This is a genomic window from Myxococcales bacterium (assembly GCA_016716835.1).
Lineage (GTDB): Bacteria > Myxococcota_A > Polyangia > Haliangiales > Haliangiaceae > JADJUW01.
Genome location: JADJUW010000001.1, coordinates 1,623,869 through 1,643,918, shown reverse-complemented (window position 1 = coordinate 1,643,918; position 20,050 = coordinate 1,623,869). Strand labels below are relative to the sequence as shown.

The 20,050-nt window shown below is 61.2% G+C and carries 16 protein-coding genes, 1 tRNA gene and 1 other RNA gene; 9 read left to right on the top strand and 9 right to left on the bottom strand.

Annotated features, from left to right (window positions below; translation table 11 throughout):
• Positions 1-404: 404 nt before the first annotated feature.
• A complete protein-coding gene (locus tag IPL79_07230; protein MBK9070775.1) occupies positions 405-1,262 on the top strand; it encodes a transposase in 858 nt (285 codons plus the stop codon).
• A 1,011-nt stretch (positions 1,263-2,273) separates the two neighbouring features.
• Here the strand turns inward: IPL79_07230 and IPL79_07225 are convergent.
• Together IPL79_07225 and IPL79_07220 are read right to left on the bottom strand one after the other, a co-directional pair.
• Positions 2,274-2,660, bottom strand: coding sequence for a hypothetical protein (locus IPL79_07225; protein ID MBK9070774.1), 387 nt, complete (start codon positions 2,658-2,660; stop codon positions 2,274-2,276).
• A 265-nt stretch (positions 2,661-2,925) separates the two neighbouring features.
• Entirely contained in the window at positions 2,926-3,459 is a 534-nt protein-coding gene (locus IPL79_07220) for an aspartyl protease family protein (GenBank protein ID MBK9070773.1), read from the bottom strand.
• 275 nt (positions 3,460-3,734) lie between these two features.
• Between IPL79_07220 and IPL79_07215 the strand changes: the two genes are divergently transcribed.
• Positions 3,735-4,031, top strand: coding sequence for a hypothetical protein (locus tag IPL79_07215; GenBank protein ID MBK9070772.1), 297 nt, complete (start codon positions 3,735-3,737; stop codon positions 4,029-4,031).
• A gap of 544 nt (positions 4,032-4,575) precedes the next feature.
• On the opposite strand, the gene IPL79_07210 is transcribed toward IPL79_07215, so the two are convergent.
• Together IPL79_07210 and typA are read right to left on the bottom strand one after the other, a co-directional pair.
• Positions 4,576-5,100 (bottom strand): hypothetical protein, encoded by a 525-nt coding sequence (locus tag IPL79_07210; GenBank protein MBK9070771.1) that lies wholly within the window; start codon positions 5,098-5,100, stop codon positions 4,576-4,578.
• Between the two features lie 101 nt (positions 5,101-5,201).
• A complete protein-coding gene (gene typA / locus IPL79_07205) occupies positions 5,202-7,064 on the bottom strand; it encodes a translational GTPase TypA (protein ID MBK9070770.1) in 1,863 nt (620 codons plus the stop codon).
• Positions 7,065-7,195: 131 nt separating this feature from the next.
• Between typA and IPL79_07200 the strand changes: the two genes are divergently transcribed.
• From IPL79_07200 to rnpB, 4 genes are all read left to right on the top strand, one after another.
• The gene (locus IPL79_07200) at positions 7,196-8,386 is read left to right on the top strand and encodes a hypothetical protein (protein ID MBK9070769.1); all 1,191 of its coding nucleotides are present in this window, start codon (positions 7,196-7,198) and stop codon (positions 8,384-8,386) included.
• A gap of 446 nt (positions 8,387-8,832) precedes the next feature.
• Positions 8,833-10,026, top strand: a complete 1,194-nt coding sequence (locus tag IPL79_07195) for a hypothetical protein (protein MBK9070768.1) — start codon at positions 8,833-8,835, stop codon at positions 10,024-10,026.
• A gap of 174 nt (positions 10,027-10,200) precedes the next feature.
• A complete protein-coding gene (locus tag IPL79_07190) occupies positions 10,201-10,785 on the top strand; it encodes a hypothetical protein (GenBank protein ID MBK9070767.1) in 585 nt (194 codons plus the stop codon).
• Between the two features lie 96 nt (positions 10,786-10,881).
• An RNA gene (gene rnpB / locus IPL79_07185) (RNase P RNA component class A) lies at positions 10,882-11,240 on the top strand.
• Between the two features lie 26 nt (positions 11,241-11,266).
• Here rnpB and IPL79_07180 read toward each other — a convergent pair.
• Complete coding sequence (locus tag IPL79_07180) at positions 11,267-11,992, bottom strand: hypothetical protein (protein MBK9070766.1); 726 nt, start codon at positions 11,990-11,992, stop codon at positions 11,267-11,269.
• A gap of 129 nt (positions 11,993-12,121) precedes the next feature.
• Here IPL79_07180 and IPL79_07175 point away from each other — a divergent pair.
• Positions 12,122-12,194, top strand: a tRNA-Ile gene (locus IPL79_07175).
• 104 nt (positions 12,195-12,298) lie between these two features.
• On the top strand, positions 12,299-13,054 hold the full coding sequence (locus IPL79_07170; protein MBK9070765.1) for a hypothetical protein: 756 nt from the start codon (positions 12,299-12,301) through the stop codon (positions 13,052-13,054).
• 11 nt (positions 13,055-13,065) lie between these two features.
• Here the strand turns inward: IPL79_07170 and IPL79_07165 are convergent, their stop codons facing one another.
• The 3 genes from IPL79_07165 to dnaG form a co-directional block, all read right to left on the bottom strand.
• Complete coding sequence (locus IPL79_07165; protein MBK9070764.1) at positions 13,066-13,998, bottom strand: hypothetical protein; 933 nt, start codon at positions 13,996-13,998, stop codon at positions 13,066-13,068.
• A gap of 248 nt (positions 13,999-14,246) precedes the next feature.
• Entirely contained in the window at positions 14,247-16,454 is a 2,208-nt protein-coding gene (rpoD, locus tag IPL79_07160) for an RNA polymerase sigma factor RpoD (protein ID MBK9070763.1), read from the bottom strand.
• A gap of 2 nt (positions 16,455-16,456) precedes the next feature.
• Positions 16,457-18,202: a DNA primase gene (dnaG, locus tag IPL79_07155; GenBank protein ID MBK9070762.1), complete on the bottom strand. Its 1,746-nt coding sequence runs from the start codon at positions 18,200-18,202 to the stop codon at positions 16,457-16,459.
• A 144-nt stretch (positions 18,203-18,346) separates the two neighbouring features.
• Here dnaG and IPL79_07150 point away from each other — a divergent pair, with 144 nt between their 5' ends.
• Complete coding sequence (locus IPL79_07150) at positions 18,347-18,514, top strand: hypothetical protein (GenBank protein ID MBK9070761.1); 168 nt, start codon at positions 18,347-18,349, stop codon at positions 18,512-18,514.
• A gap of 20 nt (positions 18,515-18,534) precedes the next feature.
• Here IPL79_07150 and IPL79_07145 read toward each other — a convergent pair whose 3' ends face one another.
• The gene (locus IPL79_07145; GenBank protein MBK9070760.1) at positions 18,535-20,031 is read right to left on the bottom strand and encodes a hypothetical protein; all 1,497 of its coding nucleotides are present in this window, start codon (positions 20,029-20,031) and stop codon (positions 18,535-18,537) included.
• Between the last annotated feature and the right edge of the window lie 19 nt (positions 20,032-20,050).

Here is a 20,050-nt window from a genome sequence, read left to right as displayed (position 1 = left end):
GATCGCGCTCTTCAAAAACCTCAATTGAATAGGTCCATCCTAAACGGTTGTCTTGCTGCCCACGTCGCGCCGGGGCGCTGGCCATTTGGAGCCGCGCCCGGCGCCTGGGCAATCAACCAAACGAAAAAACTACGCATCACAAGGGGTTGAACGTCGATTCAGCCCAACTGTGCGCCGGCCACGGCCCCTCAAATAAGGCCAGTGGCTCGGCGCTCTTGCGATCACTAGAGCAACAAATGCCCCGTCGTCGTGCCTTCATCGCCGCTTTCCCTCTGAGTACCGCGATCCTTGCGCCGGCCACGGCCCCTCAAAAGGCCAGTGGCCCGGCGCGACATGATGAAAACACATAAAATCACATTCCCGCGACAATTTTACTTCAATTTATATTAAGATGGCCCTATTCAATGAACGCAAAATCCTCCCCTGGTGCCGGCAAGCCATCGCGACGCCGGCGCGCCGTGCATGGCCAGCTGTCGCTACGCAAGCCCGCACGCGACGGCAGCCGTCGCGGCGGGGCGCGGCCGGGCTCGGGACCCAAGCCAAAACCAGGGCTTCGCCCGACGCCGCACCGCGCGCGTACGGTGCACAGCGCAGGCCACCCGGTGCATGTCACGTTGCGCGTGCGCGATGACGTGCCGTCCTTGCGCCGGCCGGACCTCTTTGCGTGGGTTCGCCATAGCATTGCGGCCACCAACCAAAGCGAATGCCCGCGGCTAGGCGACCGATCATTTCGCATCGTTGAATTCTCGGTTCAGACCAATCACGTGCATTTAATCATCGAAGCCCAAGACAAGCGGACACTGCGCTCTGGCATCACCAGCCTGGTGACGCGCGCGGCGCGGGCGATTAACAAGGCGCTAGGTCGCCAAGGCCGCCGCGTGTGGAGCCAACGGGCCTTCACGCGCACTCTCACGGTGCCGCGCGAGGTGCGCAACGCGCTGGTCTACGTGCTGATGAATCACGCCAAACACGCCGCACGTGGGCAAGCGCGCTCTGAGCATCCGCGACATAAACGCCACACGCGATCGACGGGCTTGACTACGCACGTCTCCGCGCTCCAAGGCAATAACGTTGGCGTCGACCCATGCTCGTCGGCACCGTATTTCAACGGCTTTGTCCGCTCGCCGGATGACGAAGCCCACTGGCACGCCGCAACCCGGCAGCCCTCACCCGTGCACGCCGCCCAAACCTGGCTGCTCACGACTGGGTGGCGCCGCCATGGGCTGCTGCCGCGCGCCGCGCCGTTTGACAGAATCGCTTAGACCGTCGTGCGTATACCTCGGTCCAGAGTAACGCCGCCCTGCAATGGGGCACGGCGGTAACGCGCATACGTGCCGTTGCTCACGGCTTTGATTCGGCGCTAATCGAGCAGCACCGAGCTGGCTTCACGTTCCATTTTTGAAAACGTGACCCTTGGCGGTTATAACGTGAAGCTCACCCTTTTGTTTTACAGGTAGTCGAAGTATCGGACCCACCACGTAGTTCCTTTCAGGTGGGGATTGGCACCGGTATATTCGGTGTCAAGAACTTCTGCGGGTACATATGTATAACCATGCTTTGATATGAATTCGACGATGCGTGACGCGAACGCAGGATCCACGTTAGTTAAGTTCAAAATCGAGAAGAGTTTGCCAAAGCAAGAAAACCGAATGCTTACGGTGGTGGAGTAAAGCCCCGCGAAATACGAAGCATCTTCAATATACTCATCAAGTTCGAAGACCTCACCGCTCTCGTACTGAAGCAAAGGCATAAGAGCTCGGATGCTACCCAGCTCCTTAGCAACCTCGAATCCCCGCGGCGACTCGCAGCGAACGGAATCATCAACCGATAGAAGAAACCTTTCAACGGCCTGGTCCACTTGAAGTTGTTATCACTGTCCTCGGTGACCACACAAGAGAAGCGGGTATAACCACTGTGCCCTTTTTTTGGGCGAGGTTTTAACGCGGTTCACGCTCGTGTCTGCCGCCACCGTTGCAAATCTATCAACCTGGGCCCTGATTTTGGCAACCCCAACCTGCAACGTGGGGCCGGACTTAAAAAAATAAAGGGTATCTCTTGTCCGATACTATGTAGTCGTCGGCGAGGTGCTTCCAACATGACTTTCGCTGTTCTGTCGCTTAGGGGGCGTCCGTCTGGTGATCCAGCACATATCTAAAAGCGGAATGAGGGATCTGAATTGGCACGAATGGGATCGATCACATAGGCGACGTTATGGATGCTGCGGCATTGGATCCTGATCTGATAAATTCGATCACTTGCCGAGATGTGATCTGTCATGAGGCGTCCGTCCCATCCTCGTCACGGTTCTGCTCTTGTGCCCATCGGATGCGCTCACCAATTGAAAATCCGAGGTACGCCCAAACGGCAAACAGCGCGTAAAGAGGTAACCCAATGACAAAGAGCATGGGTGCCTTGGCTAGCTTGTCGGGGAATAGGGAAAATAGCGCCCACCCTGCGTTCACCAGCAATGCAAATACGACGATGGAGAGGATTCGGTCCCGACGGCCGAGCTGGTGGTAACGTAAGCCCGCAGTGAGGCCAGCTGATAATGGCAACAAGAACTTTGTTATTTTACCGACTAGCGCAACATATAAGGAAGGTAGAAGTGCCTGCAGCCCGGCGATCATCAATATCGTAAGGGCTACATAGGCCGCGAGCATGGTCGCAGTGCATCGCAATTGCAGATTAGTCACAGTGGCTCCTTAACATCGGATATTTGCCGCGTCTATGCAGATTTGGCACTCGTGCGTTAGATTCCATCGCTCTGCTATATGGCAGCGGTTGTTTTCGTTGGATACGGAAATTTGTATTGCCCTCGAACTTGGGGGCGGATTTTCGGGATCTTGATTTTGACAACCTGTCCACGCGTCGAGCGAGCCGCAAGGGTGTGTTGAAGAAATTGGGGCGTGGCCGACAAGCCAAACGCTAGAGCTTCCACGGCGTAAGCACAACCTTGTCGCCTCTGGCCGCTGGCTGCAGCCGCCACAGCGCATTGAAGCCGAGCACGAGCTCCGCCTGATTGGCCAGCGTGTCGATCACGATGACGTCAACGTTTTTTAGGACCAGGTCGCCAAGCCGCAACTCGGGCACGGTAGCCAGCGGGCCGCGCACTAGCTCGCCAAGCGCCAGGCCTTCCAATTGGGTTTCCGTGAGGGCAAGGCCCAGCTCGAGCGCCTTATCTATCGTTATGGCGGAGGTGCCGGCTTTTTCATCGATTTGCGCCATGAGCTTGTGGGTGCCTATTACGACGCGGCCAAATTTTCCTGGCTTGTTTGCGACCGGACCAATGGTCGCGCTGGTGCCAACAGCGTACTCGCTGCACGTCTTGCCAAAAAGTATCGCTTGATAGGCGCGGTAAGAATTTTGGTCAAGCTGGCCATGCTGGACCTTGAGGAAGTAGTTCATGGCAAAGAGCGCATCGCACGCATGGGCGGATTTCTCGGCAACCTCCACCAGCATGCCCACAGAAAGGTTAGCGCGGCCCCTATCGCCCATGTTTGCGATGGCTTGACGGAAATCCGCGACCGCCGCCGCCAAATTGGCTTGATGCAACACTTCGGCGCGCCACCACCAAAAGTCAGAGTCCGCGGGATTGCTGGCGATAAGCGCGCTGCCGGTGGCGATGGCTGCGTCAAATTGCTGCAGCGCTTTTGCGAGCCCATTTTACGCCACGTGAGCACACCTGGTGCGCCGCAACTCGGTTTCCATTGCTCCACCACCGCGATGGCCTCCTCGTGACGGCCAATGGCTTGGTACTGGTCGACGACGGCGAGCGCCTCCTGGTAGTCGCATGGATTGGCCGCGAGGTTGCGCTTGGCGATGCGCAGGTCCCCAGGCTCCGCCGCCATGCGGGCTTCTGCGGCCGCCTTGGCCTTTTGGCTGGCTTCGAGGGCGTCGCTGCGCAGCTTGCCATATATGCCCAGCGCGATGATGCCGGCCACGCCGACCACGCCAATGGTGAGCAACAGGCGTTGGCGCCCCCGCTTGGACGCGACATAGCAAGCCCCGCAGGTGCGCGCTATGCCAAATGAAAGGCACGGCTGACAAAACTGCTTGTGACAGGTTTGACAGGGACCAAACGCCGGCTGCATTGAGTGGATTGCGCAGGTGGCCATGGGCCGGCCATATCAATGCAGGCTGGTATTGCCAAGAGATTTTATCGGTTTCCCGACCCGGCTTCCCGACCCGGGTTTGCAGATTTGCAAAGTAGACAGACGAAACGAGTGCACGCGTGCTTAGATCTGCTTGGGCCTGCGGAAACATTGGTTTCCGCTCAACCCGGGGCCGTATTTCCACGGCACTTTCAGCAAGCCGCCGTTCTAGGTAGTCGCTTTGGCGCCAGGTTCACCTAGCGAGCCTTGGGGCTCGCAATTCCACCGGGTTGGGCCACAGGGCGACGCCGTTGATTCAACTGCGCAGGCGTAATAGCTTCCGGCGGCGCCTTGGATTGCGTGCAACTCCGAGATGGCCAGCCGACGCAAACTTAACTTTTTATCTTTTTTCATGTGCGGAGGAACATCGCAAATCGGCGCACGGATTGTCAACCTGTGAGCTCCGTGACCAGCGATTGCATGTCTACCTACCCCCTAGTAGGCCAGCAATAAATGCACCTGCGAGTACCAGAATGAACACCCATAGCCACAACTTGGCCTTCGATTTGGGGGGCGTAAGGGTGCCATGCGGCTGGTCTAGCGCAAGGCCCTTAAGTTGAAGCAGCGCCGTCAGTCGATTCATGCTACCCGCGTAAATGATGTCCAACACCTGTGATGGAGCATCCGCGGCAACGGCTTCGCGAAACCGTTCGAGGTCGGCCTCGTCGTCGAAATCATCTTCGGCACCCGGGTAGAAAAAATAGCCAGGCTCCCAGGTTTGTTGCGTGCCTTCGATGGCGCCAAAAGGGCCATCGGCGGCTTCCATGCGCCGTAGCAGCTCACCATTGCTCCAGTGCTCAATGATTTCACACGAGGCCGTCGTTTGGATTGCAAATGACAGCACGTCGCAAGCCAGGTCACGCGAAAGCGCACGCGCGTACGTCGGCATGCCGAGATGTCCCAGTCTTGGCTCATGAACAATGAGCATGCGCTTGGCAACGTTGTGCACGACAATGCCGTACCGAGTCAGAACCTCGGGTGCGCGGCTTGTGTCGCTTGTCTCAATGATGGAACAAATACACGTGGCCATTCCTGGGCCCTTTTAAATTCTCAGTCTTCTAGCACCGCGGCAGGCTTCTTCTCGAAGCGCTTGCGCTCGTTGTGGTCGAGGATGGCCTTGCGCAGGCGCAGCGACTTGGGCGTCACTTCCACCAGCTCGTCGTCGTTGATGAACTCGAGCGCGTATTCGAGCGACATCGGCTTTGGTGGCACCAAGATGAGCTTTTCATCGGCGGCCGTGGTGCGGATGTTGTTGAGCTTCTTGGCCTTGTTGGGATTAACCACCAAGTCGTTGTCGCGGGCATGGATGCCGACGATCATGCCACCGTAATTCGGCACGCCTGGGCCGACAAACATGACGCCGCGCTCTTGCAAGCTAAACAGCGCGTAGGCATTGGACTCGCCAGGGTCTTGCGAGATCAGCACGCCGTTGGCGCGGGTGCGGATCGGGCCTCCCCACGGGCCGTACTCGAGAAACTGCGTGTAGAGCACGCCGGTGCCGCGGGTGTCGGTCATGAACTGCGAGCGATAGCCAATGAGGCCGCGCGCTGGAATCTTGTATTCAAGCCGGGTGCGGCCCGTGCTCGATGGCCGCATGTCTTGCATGATGCCCAAGCGGCGGCCGAGCTCTTCGATGACGGCGCCTTGATAGGTCTCTTCAAGATCGATGGTTGCGAGCTCATACGGCTCAAGCAGCGAGCCGTCCGCGGCGGTCTGCGTAATGACGCGTGGCTGCGAAACACACAGCTCATAGCCTTCGCGGCGCATGGTTTCAATGAGCACCGAGAGATGCAGCTCGCCACGACCCGAAACGCGAAAGGCCGAGCCCGAGTCTTCGGCCTCTTCGACGCGCAAGGCGACGTTGCTCTTGATCTCGCGCATCAGGCGATCGCGGATGTTGCGCGAGGTGACGTACTTGCCTTCTTTGCCGGCAAACGGGCCGTCATTGACCCGAAAGGTCATGGTGATGGTCGGCGCGTCGACGGTGAGCAACGGCAGAATGCGCGGGTTCTGGATCGACGTAATGGTCTCGCCAACATTGAGCTCGCTCATGCCGGTGATGGCGACGATGTCACCTGCCACGGCCTCGGCGAGCTCAAAGCGCTTGAGGCCTTGAAAGCCCAGCACCTTTTGCACGCGGAATTCTTCTTTTTTGCCATCGCGGTGCGCCAGCAACACGCGATCGCCAACCTTGGTCTTGCCCGAGCGCACGCGGCCGATGGCCATAAAGCCCAGGAAATCGTCGTAGTCGAGGGTGGCGACTTGCATGCAGAGATCGCTGTGGCCGTCGGCGGTCGGCGGCGGCACCTTGTCGATAATGAGGTCGAGCAGGGGCCCGAGGTCTTTTTGCTCGTCGCCGAGCTTGTTGATCGCCCAGCCTTGGCGGCCCGAGGCGTAGATCACCGGGAAGTCGAGTTGTTTTTCTGACGCGCCCAGCGCAACGAAGAGGTCGAACACGCCATCGACCGTCGCCTCGGGCTCGACGCCCGTGCGATCGATCTTGTTGACGACGAGAATAGGCGCCAGGCCCATCTCAAACGCCTTTTGCGTCACGAACCGCGTTTGTGGCATTGGACCTTCATAGGCATCGACCACCAAGAGCACGCAGTCGACCATGCCGAGCACGCGCTCAACTTCACCGCCGAAGTCGGCGTGGCCCGGGGTGTCGACGAGATTGATGCGGACGCCTTTCCAGGTGACCGAGGTGCACTTCGACAAGATCGTAATCCCGCGCTCGCGCTCAAGGTCGTTGGAGTCCATGGCGCGCTCCGACACCACTTCGCCGGTGCGAAAGTTGCCGGCCTGCTTGAGGAGGCCATCGACCAACGTGGTCTTGCCATGATCGACGTGTGCGATGATGGCAATATTGCGGAAGGCGGGGCTTGAAGACGAATCAGGCGAAGTTTGGGTCATGCGAGTTCCGAGGACGTGGGAGGCTCGCCCTATACCAGTCTTTCTGGAGTTTTACAACGCGGCGCATTGTTCCATCATGTTCGCTAGTTAGAGATATTGCTTGGTGTGGACAAGCGCGGCAGGATGCCGTCGTGGGGCTTCCAGCAATCAAGGCAGCCGCGCGGATCCTGGGGGTTGCCGCGCTCCTGTGCGCCTTGATACCCGGTTGCCGTGACGGGGCACCACCCATCCCTCCAAAGCAAGACGCGGGCGCCGCGTCGGTACCGGCGACCTCTCCCGGGTTGGGCGAGGCGTCGCCGCTGGCGGCGAGCGCGGGGCCGCTCATGCCAGCCAACGCACCGCCCGCGTTGTGGCGATCGTTGTCGCGGCGGCTAGGGCTGGTGATCATACGTGGCCCTTTCGGCGGCGACACCCTGCTCGGGTACGATGCCGCGACGGCGCGCTTTGTCCGAATTTCGGATGAAATGCCGGCGCTGCTTGTCGCCGCGATCGTCGACGGCCCCGCACCGGTCGTCGTGTATGTCCGCGCCCCGCGCACCGGGATCGTCGTTGGCCGCATCGTGCTGGCGACTGGCGAGCGCCATGAAATTGAGCTTGGCCACGCCGACCGTGTGGAACTTGGCGCATCGCGGATCGAGCCCGACGGCGACGAGGCGCTGATGATTTGGATCGCAAGCCGTACAGGTTCACGCGAACGCTTGGCCGTGGCGCAATGGTCAGAGCGAAAGCTGGTGACGCCTCCGGCAGCGACGCGCGCGACGCTTGCTGGCGCGTCGCCGCTGTGGGTGATCGCCGGCGGCGCGCCCGATGTCGTCGCCACGATGCAGCGTGGCGGCGGGGCAGTGGCCGACGTCGAAGTCGATTGGGACCAGTGGGGCACCGCGAGCGCGCTGCGCTTGCCGAAACTCGCGCGCGTCCTCCCCATGCAGCGCTTTGCCGATGCGCGTGGCATGGCGTGGTCGCCCGACAAACGGTGGCTGCTGTTGGCGCAGTGGTCGCACGAAATTTGCGAGGCCCATGCGGTCGCGACCCTGGCCCTGTTCGATACGCTCACCGAGACAACACTAGATGTGGGGCCGCTGGCGCCGAGCGGCCGCTATGGTTGGCTTGGCAACAACGTATTCATCATGGAGTCGGACGGTGGCGGCCGCTTGCTGCAACTCGGCACCGGCCTCGATATCAACGGCAATGTCCCATCGCCGCGCGAACTTGGACAGTGGCGAGATCTGCGCTGGCCCATCCGCTGGCGCGCCGCGGATTGCGGGGGAGAAACACTAGGGTCACTCCAGGCGCCAGATTGGCTTGTGATTACCAGTTGTTAGATCCGGTACTGCGTAGTCACTTTCGCTAGAACGTGATCACGCAGTAGCCTAGTTAACTATCTGAAACGGCTATGGAATTTCGACCCGGGAGTGACCCTTCCCCAACGGGTATACGATCCAGCTATTTCGCGTCGAGCCAGGGCTCAAGGAAGTTTGGAGCGGACGCAGCGACGGCAATGGTGGTATTTCGATGGTTGACAAGCGAACCATGTTGCATGGGGAAAGTCCGCACCAGGCCTGCGACCGCGCCGGCTATCCAACGGCTGCCCGCCAGCGAACCTACCGCTATCGCGTTGGGCCTGATCTCGTGCCGCGCTATTACGGCTTTCGCTGGCGCAAGGCGTTGGTGAAATGCGCCCAGCGTAGCGGGTGAGTTTGCCCCGCATTGGTAGTCGGTTGCAAAACTGTCGTAGCGGGCAACCATCGCTTTCGTGTATAGGGGCGCCATGAAAAAATTTGCGTGTTCGTGGCCGCAGGCCAACCGGCAAGCCATGCTGAGCTTGCTCATCGCACCCTTGGCATTGGCCGGTGCGATAGGCATGTCCACAGGCTGCAAGGATAAGCGGCCACAGGCGTCGGAAAACATCAATATTCCAGCCGAGCCCAGTCCAACCGGGAGTCCGACTCCCCCAGTGCCCACGGCTGACACGGCCGCAACCAATCCCGCGGTCGCACCGGCGACGGGCAAGGTCATCTTGTCTGTGAACGCAGACTTCGACGGCAAACCTGGTGACGAAAAAATCGAACTCCGCGCCGATGGTGCGCTAACCGCGGGGGCCCTGGCCGGCACGGCCGAGGCCTCCAAAGCTAGTGAGTACTGGATGGGCAAGCAAGCCAGTCTGACGGTTGTCGTGCTCGACACCCAAAAGGGAATCAAAGGAATTTTGCTGGGACTTCCAGTCGACGAGGAAGAAGATCCGCCCAACTATTTTCAGCTCTTCGTCGCGCAAGGGGACTCGTTAGTTCGCGTGTTTAGCGGCGTGGTCTCTTCCTATGGCCCCGGGGCCATCAAATTCGCCGGCGATGGAACGCTTCGCTATGTCGAGGACGGCTGGGCCGCTTGCCATCGCGCGAAAATGCCGGAGAAAAAGTCAGTAGCGCTTCAGGAGGTGATCTTCCAGCCAGACCATACCGGCCAATTCAAAGAAGCAACACGAGCTAATACCAAGGCAACCCAAGTTTGCGACGAGCTCGCCGCCTGCCCATTTGTCGACGTCGTGACGGCGGACGGCGGCCAAGTTCGCATGGGCGAGATTTTGCGCAACGTGCGGGGCAAGCAAGCCTATGCGCTGCAAACGCTGGCACTCGGGCGCAGCGCCGTCGTCAATGGTGCGGTTACCGTTCGCCTTAGCGAGGAAAAACGCGAGGTGACGCTGCTTGACGAAGTCTACATTGTGGTCGACGACGCGATCATTCGTCCGACGTCGTGTCGGCACGCGTCTCGCGCCAGCGACGATGCCTCTGACGTTCCGGCCTATTGCATCGCGGACCACGTGCCCTTCCGTATGTACGAGCACGACGTGCTCACCTTAACGTTTGCTGTTCCAGTTGATGCGGCCAACACAGCCCCGACGTTGCATGCCCGCGGTTACTACATCCCGACCCCAACGGGCCGCACGACTAGGGCGCAGGCCAAGTAGCAGAAGAACGACGAGCGCGGCTCCTGAATCACGGGGCCGTACGTTGCCACCTAAAGGTCCGCGATTTGCGAGTCCGCCTGTCGCTAGATGTCCGACGCGCGTGCGGCCCCAGAGCCCGCTAATCGCGCGCAGCTCGCTTGACTAGCGGCGCGCGGCCACCTGACAATTGAATTTGTGAAAAAAATAGCCACACCAAAGCGTTCAAAACTCCTTCCGTGCCTGGGAGGCCTTGCCGGGCTAATGCTCGGCGTCGCGATGCTGGTTGGATGCCCGAATGCGGGCCCCGAGACTGCCTGCAGTGACGGGCTTGATAATGACAAGAATGGTGCCATTGACTGCAATGACGTCAGTTGCCAAAACCTTGCCATATGCGCCGCCGAGGACTGCACGGTGGTGGGCGATGAAGATGGCGACGGGCAAGCAGACTGCAACGATTCCGATTGCAGCCAAGACGAGGCTTGTCAGGCTGCCGGGGAGGCGAATTGCACCAACGCCATTGACGATGATGAAGACGGCGACACCGACTGTGACGATACCGATTGCGCGGCAGACGCGATCTGCCAGGCTCCACCGCAAGAGAACTGCAGCAATGGCATCGACGACGACAACAACACCGCCATCGATTGCGATGACCCATTTTGCACCGGCAGCCCGTTTTGCGCCGTCGAGCTATGCGACGATTTCATCGACAACGACTTCGACAGCATGATCGATTGCGCCGACCCCGACTGTGCTGGCGTGCCGATTTGCCAGCAATAACCGACGCGTGCGCGGCGCGCCGGGGCCGTGAGAATGATTCGCTAGCCTAAGCTTCCCTCCCGTCCTGCTCTGGGGTAGAGAAGGGCGTGTCTCAGTTGAGATTGACAGGTAATCGCTGGCGTGGCGCGTGGCAACACGCGCGGCGCGGGAGGAAAGTCCGAGCTTCATAGGACAGGGTGCTGGCTAACGGCCAGTCGGGGCGACCCGCAGGAAAGTGCCACAGAAAACAAACCGCCTAGCAACTGGTAAGGGTGAAACGGTGCGGTAAGAGCGCACCGCCTCATTGGCGACAATGGGGGCATGGCAAACCCCACTCGAAGCAAGACCAGACAGGGGCCGCGTGGTCCGCGCAATGACTCCGGGTTGGTCGCTCGAGCCCTCGGCAACGAAGGGCCTAGATGAATGGTTACCACCGGGCAACCGGCACAGAACTCGGCTTACGGCGATCTCAACTGAGACACACTTTTTTAAGGTAGCAGCACTACGTTGCCGACGGCTGCTCGAGCATTTCTTTGCGATAGATCATGCGGCGGCAGCGCGGGCAAGATTCGATGCTTTCCATGCGGGCGACAATGTTCGCGAGTTGCGGGGGAATCCCCATGTGACAGCCACGGCACGTCGCCTTCTCGATCGCTGCCATCGCCGTGCCCTTGCGCGAGGCGATGTCTGAATATGTCTTGAGCAAGTCGGCCGGCACTTGTGAGCGCAGCGCGTCGCGCGCGGCCAGGCTTTCGGTCATTTCCTCGCGGAGCTTGGCGATCTTGGCGTTGATCTCGGCTTCTTCGTCGGCGATTTGCGCCTTGAGGGCTTCGATGTCTTTGGTGCGTTGCGCGGTCAGCGCGGCCGAGGCCATCGAGGCCTCCGCCATCTTGCGCAGCTCGGCGTCGCGATCAGAAATCGACTTGCGCTTGAAATCGATTTCGCGCGTGGCCGCCGCGTACTCTTTGGTGTTGCGCGAGGCGTTGAGCTTGGCGCGCGCCTGCCCGAGTGCCTCGTTTTCGCGGGCGATGAGCGCGGATTGCTCGGCCTTCCACTTGTCGTGTTCGGCGAGCCGCGCGGTTTCGGCGGCGAGGCCGGCCTCGAGGCGGGCGATGTCGCGCTTGGTCGGTTCGATGTTGGCAGGCAGGGCGGCGATGGTGGCTTCGTAATCGCGAATGCCGGCATCGATGGTTTGGAGCTGGAGTAGCAGTTTTAGTTGGTCCTTCACGCTGGGCCATGCATACACCAAACCCTCGCAGCTGTGGGCGATTTTGCCCCTTGCCGCGGAAATTGACGTTCAGGCAAAACAGGGTGGGGCGGTTGCAACCACGGCGAGCCACAGGTAGATTTGCCCAACGGGCCTATAGCTCAGTGGTTAGAGCAGCCGGCTCATAACCGGTCGGTCCCAGGTTCAAGTCCTGGTGGGCCCACGTAAGAATCCTGCGCAGGCGCGATGGTGACGCCCGTCATAGCGCCGTTTGGTTTCCGTCTTTTGCCAGCTGAAATCGCGAAGGGCGATGGTACGGTTCTGGCCATGCTAAGCAGAAACATTTCCAGAATCGGTATTTTAGCGATTATCTCGGCTTTCGTCTTAGGATCCGCCAGCGCGCGCAAAAACGACCCCAATGCGGTCGGCGGTCGCGGTGGTGCTGGCGGACCAGCCATGGCGACGCCCCCGGCACCCCAAGCGATGCCCCCTGAATACGCCTACGGCTTTTGGGAATCGAGTTTTGGCGCGGTGCGCATCGATCGCGACACGCGCGTGGCGATGCCCGAGGCCGTCACCGGCACCTGGACGTACAATCGCGGCGGCGAATACGTCACCGGCTATTTCGCGGGCACGCTGCGCGGCACGGTGCTCGAATTTAGCTGGACCGAGCCTTTGCAGCCGCCGTTGACCGGCACCGGCTTTATCGCGTTTGACAGCGCCGGCACCTCGTTCTCCGGCTCCTGGGCAACCAGCAACCGCGACCGCAGCGGCACCTGGACCGGCTGGCGCGGCCAGCAGCAAGCCGCCCCAGCTCCCGTCGCGCCACCGCCCGCTCCGAACGACCCAGCGGCAGCGCCCCTACCACCGCCGGTCGAACCCGCAGCGCCAGTCGCGCCAGTGGCGCCAGCGCAGCCAGCGTCGCCGTATCCGCCCCAGCCGCAAGCACCGACCTACTATCCTGCGCCTGCGGCTCCTGCGCCCGCTCAGCCGCAGCCACCGACGTACTATCCGTACCCAGCCCCGCCAGCCCCGGCCCAACCGCAGCCACCCTCCGGCGCCCCCGGCGCCCCAAACACCTAATTAATAGCGTGCTAGTTATCCGTCTCTGTGGGTGTCGCGAATTCGACCTCGCAGGACCGAAACAGCCCCGACGATGCCAGCGAATTTGCGGCTTCCACGACAACGGCACCCGCTGAAGCATCGAATGCAATTTCGGAAGGCGGATTATACCGTCCGCCGAACCGCGCTGCGAGCAATTCACCCTGGCCATAGTCCTTCATCACCTCTGTGTTGGGAGAGACATGGATTTTTGTCCCAACGGCATACGCATCGCGATAATTGTCGCCATGGACGACGATCGGTCCCGCGGACTGAACCCACGCATGGCCTCTGAGGGCCGCTAGCGCCGCGAGGCCACTCTTTGGTAGCGCGTGCGGCGCACGCAGCAACAATTTGGTGCCGACCGGACGGCTAAGGCTCAGCTTTGCATATGGCTTGCTGGGCACAGAATCCCAATCCACCTCGACGAGTTGCCACGTGGCCAACGCCGGCAACGCCAATAACGTCGCGGCTGCGGTCGCGGGCGTGAAGCGCCGATTTGTCGCTTTATCATAGTCCTGTAACAGCACGAGTACGTCGCGCGGGCGTGTCGAATAGGCCACCGGCATACCGTTGGGGTCCGTGAACCATGGGTCATTTTTTCGTCGGAGATATAGCTGATGGAAATACTGTGTCGCGGGCATGTTCTTGCGACGGATCCCAAGAAAACCTTTTGCTGCTACCGCAACGTCTACGGTGCCCGTTGTTGGCCCCATCACTTTGTACATGCGCTCGGTGCCATACGTTACGTACGAGGCCACTTGACCATTTACCGTCACCTTTGCACCCATTACTGGGTGGCCATCAGCATCAAACACGTGGAAAAGAAACGGCTGTGAAAGAGGTTGGGATTGCGGCTCAGCACTTGCTACGCCAACCCACGACAAGCAACACAAAATCGCCAATGCCTTGAGACCTCTCGTCACCGCGAAAGCCTATCGCAAGACCCGTAGCGCTCATCCTTAATTGTTTGCATTGAATAGTCACGCGTAGCTAACGCGGGATTTTGCGTCCAGTTTGGCGCACGCCTGCAGCCAGCCTGAGGCGCGACCGTAGTTGAACGAGCGATTTTGCGTTCAGCGAGGCCGCGCTCCCGCAGCGATGCCGAGGCGCAGCCGTCTGGCTGTAACGAGGCTCGCGAGGAAGCACGCCTCGATCAACGCAAAAGAGCCGTTCAACCCTCGACGAAGGCTTTGAGGCGCTTTGAACGCGACGGATGTCGAAGCTTGCGGAGTGCTTTGGCTTCGATTTGGCGGATGCGTTCGCGGGTGACTTCAAAGTCCTGCCCGACTTCTTCGAGCGTATGGTCGCTCTTCTCGCCGATGCCAAAGCGCATCCGCAGCACTTTCTCTTCGCGCGGCGTCAACGTCGCGAGCACCTTGCGGGTTTGTTCGGCGAGGTTCACCGAGATCACAGCCTCGCTGGGCGAGATGATGCTCTTGTCCTCGATGAAGTCGCCGAGATGCGAGTCTTCCTCTTCGCCAATTGGCGTTTCGAGCGAGATGGGCTCCTTGGCAATCTTGAGCACCTTGCGCACCTTGTCGAGCGGCAACTCCATGCGCTCGGCAATCTCTTCCGGCGTCGGCTCGCGGCCGAGCTCTTGCAACAAGTAGCGCGTGGTGCGCACCAGCTTGTTGATCGTCTCGATCATGTGCACCGGGATCCGGATGGTGCGCGCCTGGTCGGCAATCGCCCGCGTAATCGCCTGGCGAATCCACCACGTGGCATACGTCGAGAATTTATAGCCGCGCTTGTATTCGAACTTGTCGACGGCCTTCATCAGGCCGATGTTGCCCTCTTGGATGAGGTCCAAGAACTGCAGGCCGCGGTTGGTGTATTTCTTGGCAATGGACACCACGAGGCGAAGGTTGGCCTCGACCAGCTCGCTCTTGGCCTTCTCGGCCATGTACTTGCCTTCGGATAGGTCGCGGTACGTGACGCGCAAATCGGTGGCGTTGGTGCGCGCCTCTTCCTCGATCTGCGAAATCTTGCGCTGCGCGCTCTTGATGGTCTCTTCCATCTCCTCGAAGTCGGCGACGGTCAGCAGGGTCTTCTTGCCAATCGCGCGCGCCTTCTCTGGGCTGGCCTTCATCTCGCGCAGGGACTTGCGGATTTCGGCGGCATCCATGCCAACGCGGCGCTCGCACTCTTCAACCTCGACCATGGCCTTGTCGACCTTGATCTTGAGGTTCTCGAGCTGCAGCACGATGGCATCAACCGTCGGCTTGGAGAGGCGCAGGTCCGACAGCGCGTCGAACATCTCGGCGTGCAGGCCGTCGAGCTCTTCCTTGCACTTTTTCTTTTTGCCTTCGGTAAGGCCTTTTTCTTCGAGGCGCTCGTAAACTTTCTCGCACTCTTTTTGCAGGCGCTTGACCTTGTCGATGACCTTGCACACGCGCTCGACGTAGAACTGCTCGTTGAACTCGGCCTCGTCTTCGTCGATGTCTTTGATGACGTCTTTGACGCGAATCTTGCCGCGGCGCAGGCGCTCGCCAATTTCGATGAGCTCTTCCACCGCGAGCGAGGAATTGAGCACCGCTTGCAGCATGCGGCGCTCGCCATCTTCAATGCGCTTGGCGATTTCGACTTCGCCTTCGCGGGTGAGCAGCGAGACCGAGCCCATCTTGCGCAGGTACATGCGCACGGGGTCGCTGGTACGCGCGGCCGCGTTTTCGTCTTCTTCGGTTTCGGCTTCGCCTTCTTCGCGCTCTTTGTCGAGGTCGAGCGGCTTGGCGGCATCGACATCGGCGCGGCGGCCGCCAGCGGCTTCGACCACCTCGATGCCTTGGTCGCCCAGGGCCGAGAGCCAGTTTTCGATTTGATCTTGGCCGACGAGATCGTCGGGCATGTGGTCGTTGACTTCGTCATAGGTGACAAAGCCCTTGGTCTTGCCGAGTTCGATCAGCTTGTTTTGGCTGGCGTCGGTTGGACCCGCCTTGACCTTGCCGCCTTTTTGCTCGGCGGCCATCGCCGCCTCTTCGGCTTCGCGCGCGGCATTTCGCTTTTTCGGCTTGCCAACGTCTTCGTCGAGATCCGCGTCAAAATCGGGCTCGGGTGCGCCGTCGAATTCGAAATCGTTTTCATCGCGGGCGGGCTTGGTCGCGGCTTTTTTGCCCTTGCCGATCGGGGCTAGCGCCTTTTGCCCTTTGGCTGGTTTGATAGCGGGCGCCATGGCGACCTTCGCGGGTGCCTTGGCTTTCACTGCGGGCGCAGGCGCTTTGGCGGGGAGGCCGGCTTTTGGCGCGCCCGGCTTGGCACTCTTGGCAGGGGTTTTGTCGACCTTGGCGGCCACCTTGCTGGGCTTGCCCGCGGGTTTGCTCGCGGCTTTGCCGGCCTTCGCGTTCTTCGCGGGTGGTTTTGCCTTTGCCTTTGCTTTTGCCATGATTAATCAACCTGCTTTCGGAGCGACACGATTTGTTCTGCCAATTCGCGCACCAAGGCGTGTTGCCCTTGGCGCTGCGCTTCTACCAGACGCGCCTGGAGCCGCGTCGCTTCACTCGTCTTGTAGCGCTGCTTGAGCGCAGATGCCATAAGCCCTAGCCGGTGCTCGGGCGCGGCCTCTTGGCGGTATTTCCCGGATAACACAACGGCGACGCTCATGGGAGGAAGGAGGGCTTGGGCCACGTCTTCGACGCGCTGACCCGCCTGCAACTGCGAATACATGTCGCGAAGCCGCGGGTCCGTCAAGAGCGAAACGGCCTCATTCGCAATTAATGACCCCACGAGGGGCGAATGGTCGCTAAGTAACGCGAAAAGCTCAAGTTCTTCGGTATTTGGCAGGCCGATCTCGGGCGCATTTGGAGCCGCCCGTGGGCCAGGCTGGCTCGGCGTAAATTGCGGTGCCGAGGCGCGCCGCACCGCGCGCTCGATAACGCCCGAGGGCACCCGCAGCGCGGTCGCAATCGTGCCGATAATTAGGTCGCGCTTGGTGAGGTTGGTGACGCGCGCAATGAGCGCTGCGGCCTGGTCGATCGCCGCCGCGTTGCCGTCGGCGGTGCCGCCACTTTGCGCCCACAGCTCCAGGGCGAAGTATTCAATCCCGGCCTGCGCCTTGTCGACGAGGCCTGCCAGCGCCGTCGGTCCCGCCTGGCGCACCAAGGCGTCGGGATCCATCCCGTCCGGCATCCGTACAACTCGTATGGCGACGTCGGCCTCGACGCAGGTCGCGATGGCCGACATGGTCGCCTTGCGGCCCGCGTTGTCGCCGTCATAGCAAATAATGATTTCATCGGTAATGCGATGTAGCGCGGTTACCTGCTCGGCCGTCAGCGCCGTGCCAAGCGGCGCGACGGTCTCGACGAAGCCGGCCTGGTGCAGGCTGATCACGTCGAAGTTGCCCTCGACCACCAGCGCACGCTTTTTGCTCGCGATGCCTTCGCGCGCCTGCCCAAGCCCAAAGAGGAGTCGCGACTTTTTGTAGACGCTGCTTTCGGGGCTGTTGATATACTTGGCGGGCGGCGGCTGCGAGGCATCGGCGTCCGCCTTGCCAATAAAGCGACCCGAAAATCCAACGACGTCGCCCCCCGGCACGATCACCGGGCACATCAGGCGCTCGCGAAAGCGGTCATAGTGGCCGCCTCGCTCGCGCGTGCCCACGAGCCCGAGCTCCGTCGCCAGCGGCATGGCCGCGCCTGCGGCCGCGAGCTTGTCGACAAGATAGGTCCACTGATTGGGTGCATACCCAAGCGCGAATTTTTGCGCGATCTCTTCGTTCGTGCCACGCGAGGCCAGATAGGCTCGTGCCGCGGTGGCGCGCGCGTCGGCGAGGGCTTCGACGAACACTTGCGTGGCCAGGCGATTGAGCTCGAGCATGCCCGCGCGTTGCGATTTTTGCGGGGCGCCGCCGACGTCGTTGCTGGCAGGCAGCGTCACGCCCGTCAAGGCCGCAAGCTGCTCGGCGGCCTCGTGAAAGGACTTGCCAAGAAACTCCATGAGAAAGGTAAAGGCATCACCTTTTTTGTGACAGCCAAAGCAGTAAAAGAACCCCTTGTCGGGCGTGACGTGAAACGACGGCGAGCGCTCGCCGTGGAAGGGACACAGGCCCTTGAAGCTGCGGCCCGCCTTGCGCAGCTGCACGTGCTGGCCGATGATCGCGACGATATCGCTCTTGGCGCGTATCTCGGCAATCACGTCGTCGGGGATCATATGGGGGCGGGCGGGTATAGCGGATCTGGGCGTGAAGCGAAATCTGATTTGGGCGCCCATTGCGACCGCCCGCAGCCGCGGATGGCCCCTGTCATTGACCTAGCTGGCGCGCTTTGGCATGGTCTGCGCATGGCCAATCCGCCCGACGTTCGCCGCAAGCATCGCCACGATTTGGGTCATGAGGACCACGGCGCCAAGCTCGCGGCTGGCACGACGCGTGGCTTGCAAATGCTCTTGGCAACGTGGTTGGTGGCGACCGCGGTGTTGGTCATTTGGGCGATGATCGACGCGGCCTAGCGCGCTCAGCCGCGGTGGTTTTAGCGCTGGGCGGCGCGGAACATGCGCGCAAAGCCGCCCGCCGTCGCCTCGGCGATCTGCTGCAGCACGGTCAGCGCATCGGCGAGCGAGGCGGTGCCTTGAATGTAATAAAGGCAGACGCTTTGCCCACCAATCTGCACGGGACACGCCGCGGCCTCAAAGGGCGGCAGCGTCGCGAGCGCGAGCCAAAGGCGTTCATCGACAAACGCAGGCGCGTCGTTCGCCGGCACGAGGGTCGCGATATCGCCGCATTGGTGCGCCGTGGACAGCAACGACGGTTCCTGAAGATCCACCGCGACTTGATCGAGTCCCTTCAGGTCTGACTCCCCGGCGATGCCTTTCCAGCCAATGGCAAAATGTTCGCGAACGACAAAGAGCACGGCGGTTTCGATGGCGGCCGGGGAGAAGCGGGCAAGCGCGCTAAGTGCCAACTCGGCGATCCGCTCGCGACTTTGCGCGCGGCGGATCGCGCGCAGAAAATGCTCGAGCGTTTCGAGCTCTTGATCTGCCGGATCGCTGGGCAGCGCGCGTGCGAGCCGCCGGACATCCATGCGTCCCAGCGTGGAGCTCGACAAATCGCCGGCAAGCGAGGCCTCACGCGCCTGAGCTTGTTCAGCCTCAGGGGTGAGGTCGAGCTCAAGTGGAGCTGCGGCGGCGTGAGCCAGTGGCGATTCAAGGTGCGGCGCGGCCGCCTCTGGAGGCGAGGGCTCCGTGGCAAGTTCCAGGGCCTCAGCTGCGAGCGGCAGCTCGGGCTCGCTGGCTGCCTGGGGTACCGGAGCCTCGACTTGTTGGGTGGGGATGGTCGGCTCGGGCTCGGCGTCCTGCGCTGGCGGCAACACCGGCTCGTCCAGTTCCAGGCGCTCCGAGACGGTGCGCACAAAGCGCCGCTGCAGGCTAGGCGCGAGAATATTGCCGGCCTCGGCCGACACTTCAAACGAACCGATGCGCTCGGGAACGCCTTCGAGCGAGGACGCGGTTGCCGCTGGTGGCGGTGGTGGGAACAGCACTTCGGTGCGGCTGCCTGGCTCCTCCAGGGCGGATTCCAGCTCCGCTTCGGCTTGCGGGATTGGCAAATGGCTGCCCGATTGGCGGCGGACGCGGAGGTAACGGCTGGTTCTCGCCACGCCATAGCAGCGCTCGAGGTAGAAGCGCAGGCGCAATTCCCCAGCGATCGCCAAGATAATCTGCGACACCTCGCAGCCAAGGTACACCGCGAGCCGCTCCATCACATCGACCGCAAGCGGGCCTGGCGTCGCGACGGCGATGCGGCTGGTGCCATCGGCCAGGTAGCCAATGGGCACCGCCATATGCATGGCCGCAAATTCAGGCGGCAAGCGTTCCTGTACCTCGACATCGCAGCGCTCGAAGTGGGGCGATAGCGCGGGCACCATGTCGTGGAGCTGCGCTAATGCCGTCGCGAGTTCGTCAAGGGTGACAAAGTCTAGGTCGACGAGGTTGGTGCCTAGACGACCACCGTAGAGCACTTGGGCGCGCAATGCTTCATCTAGCTGGGCG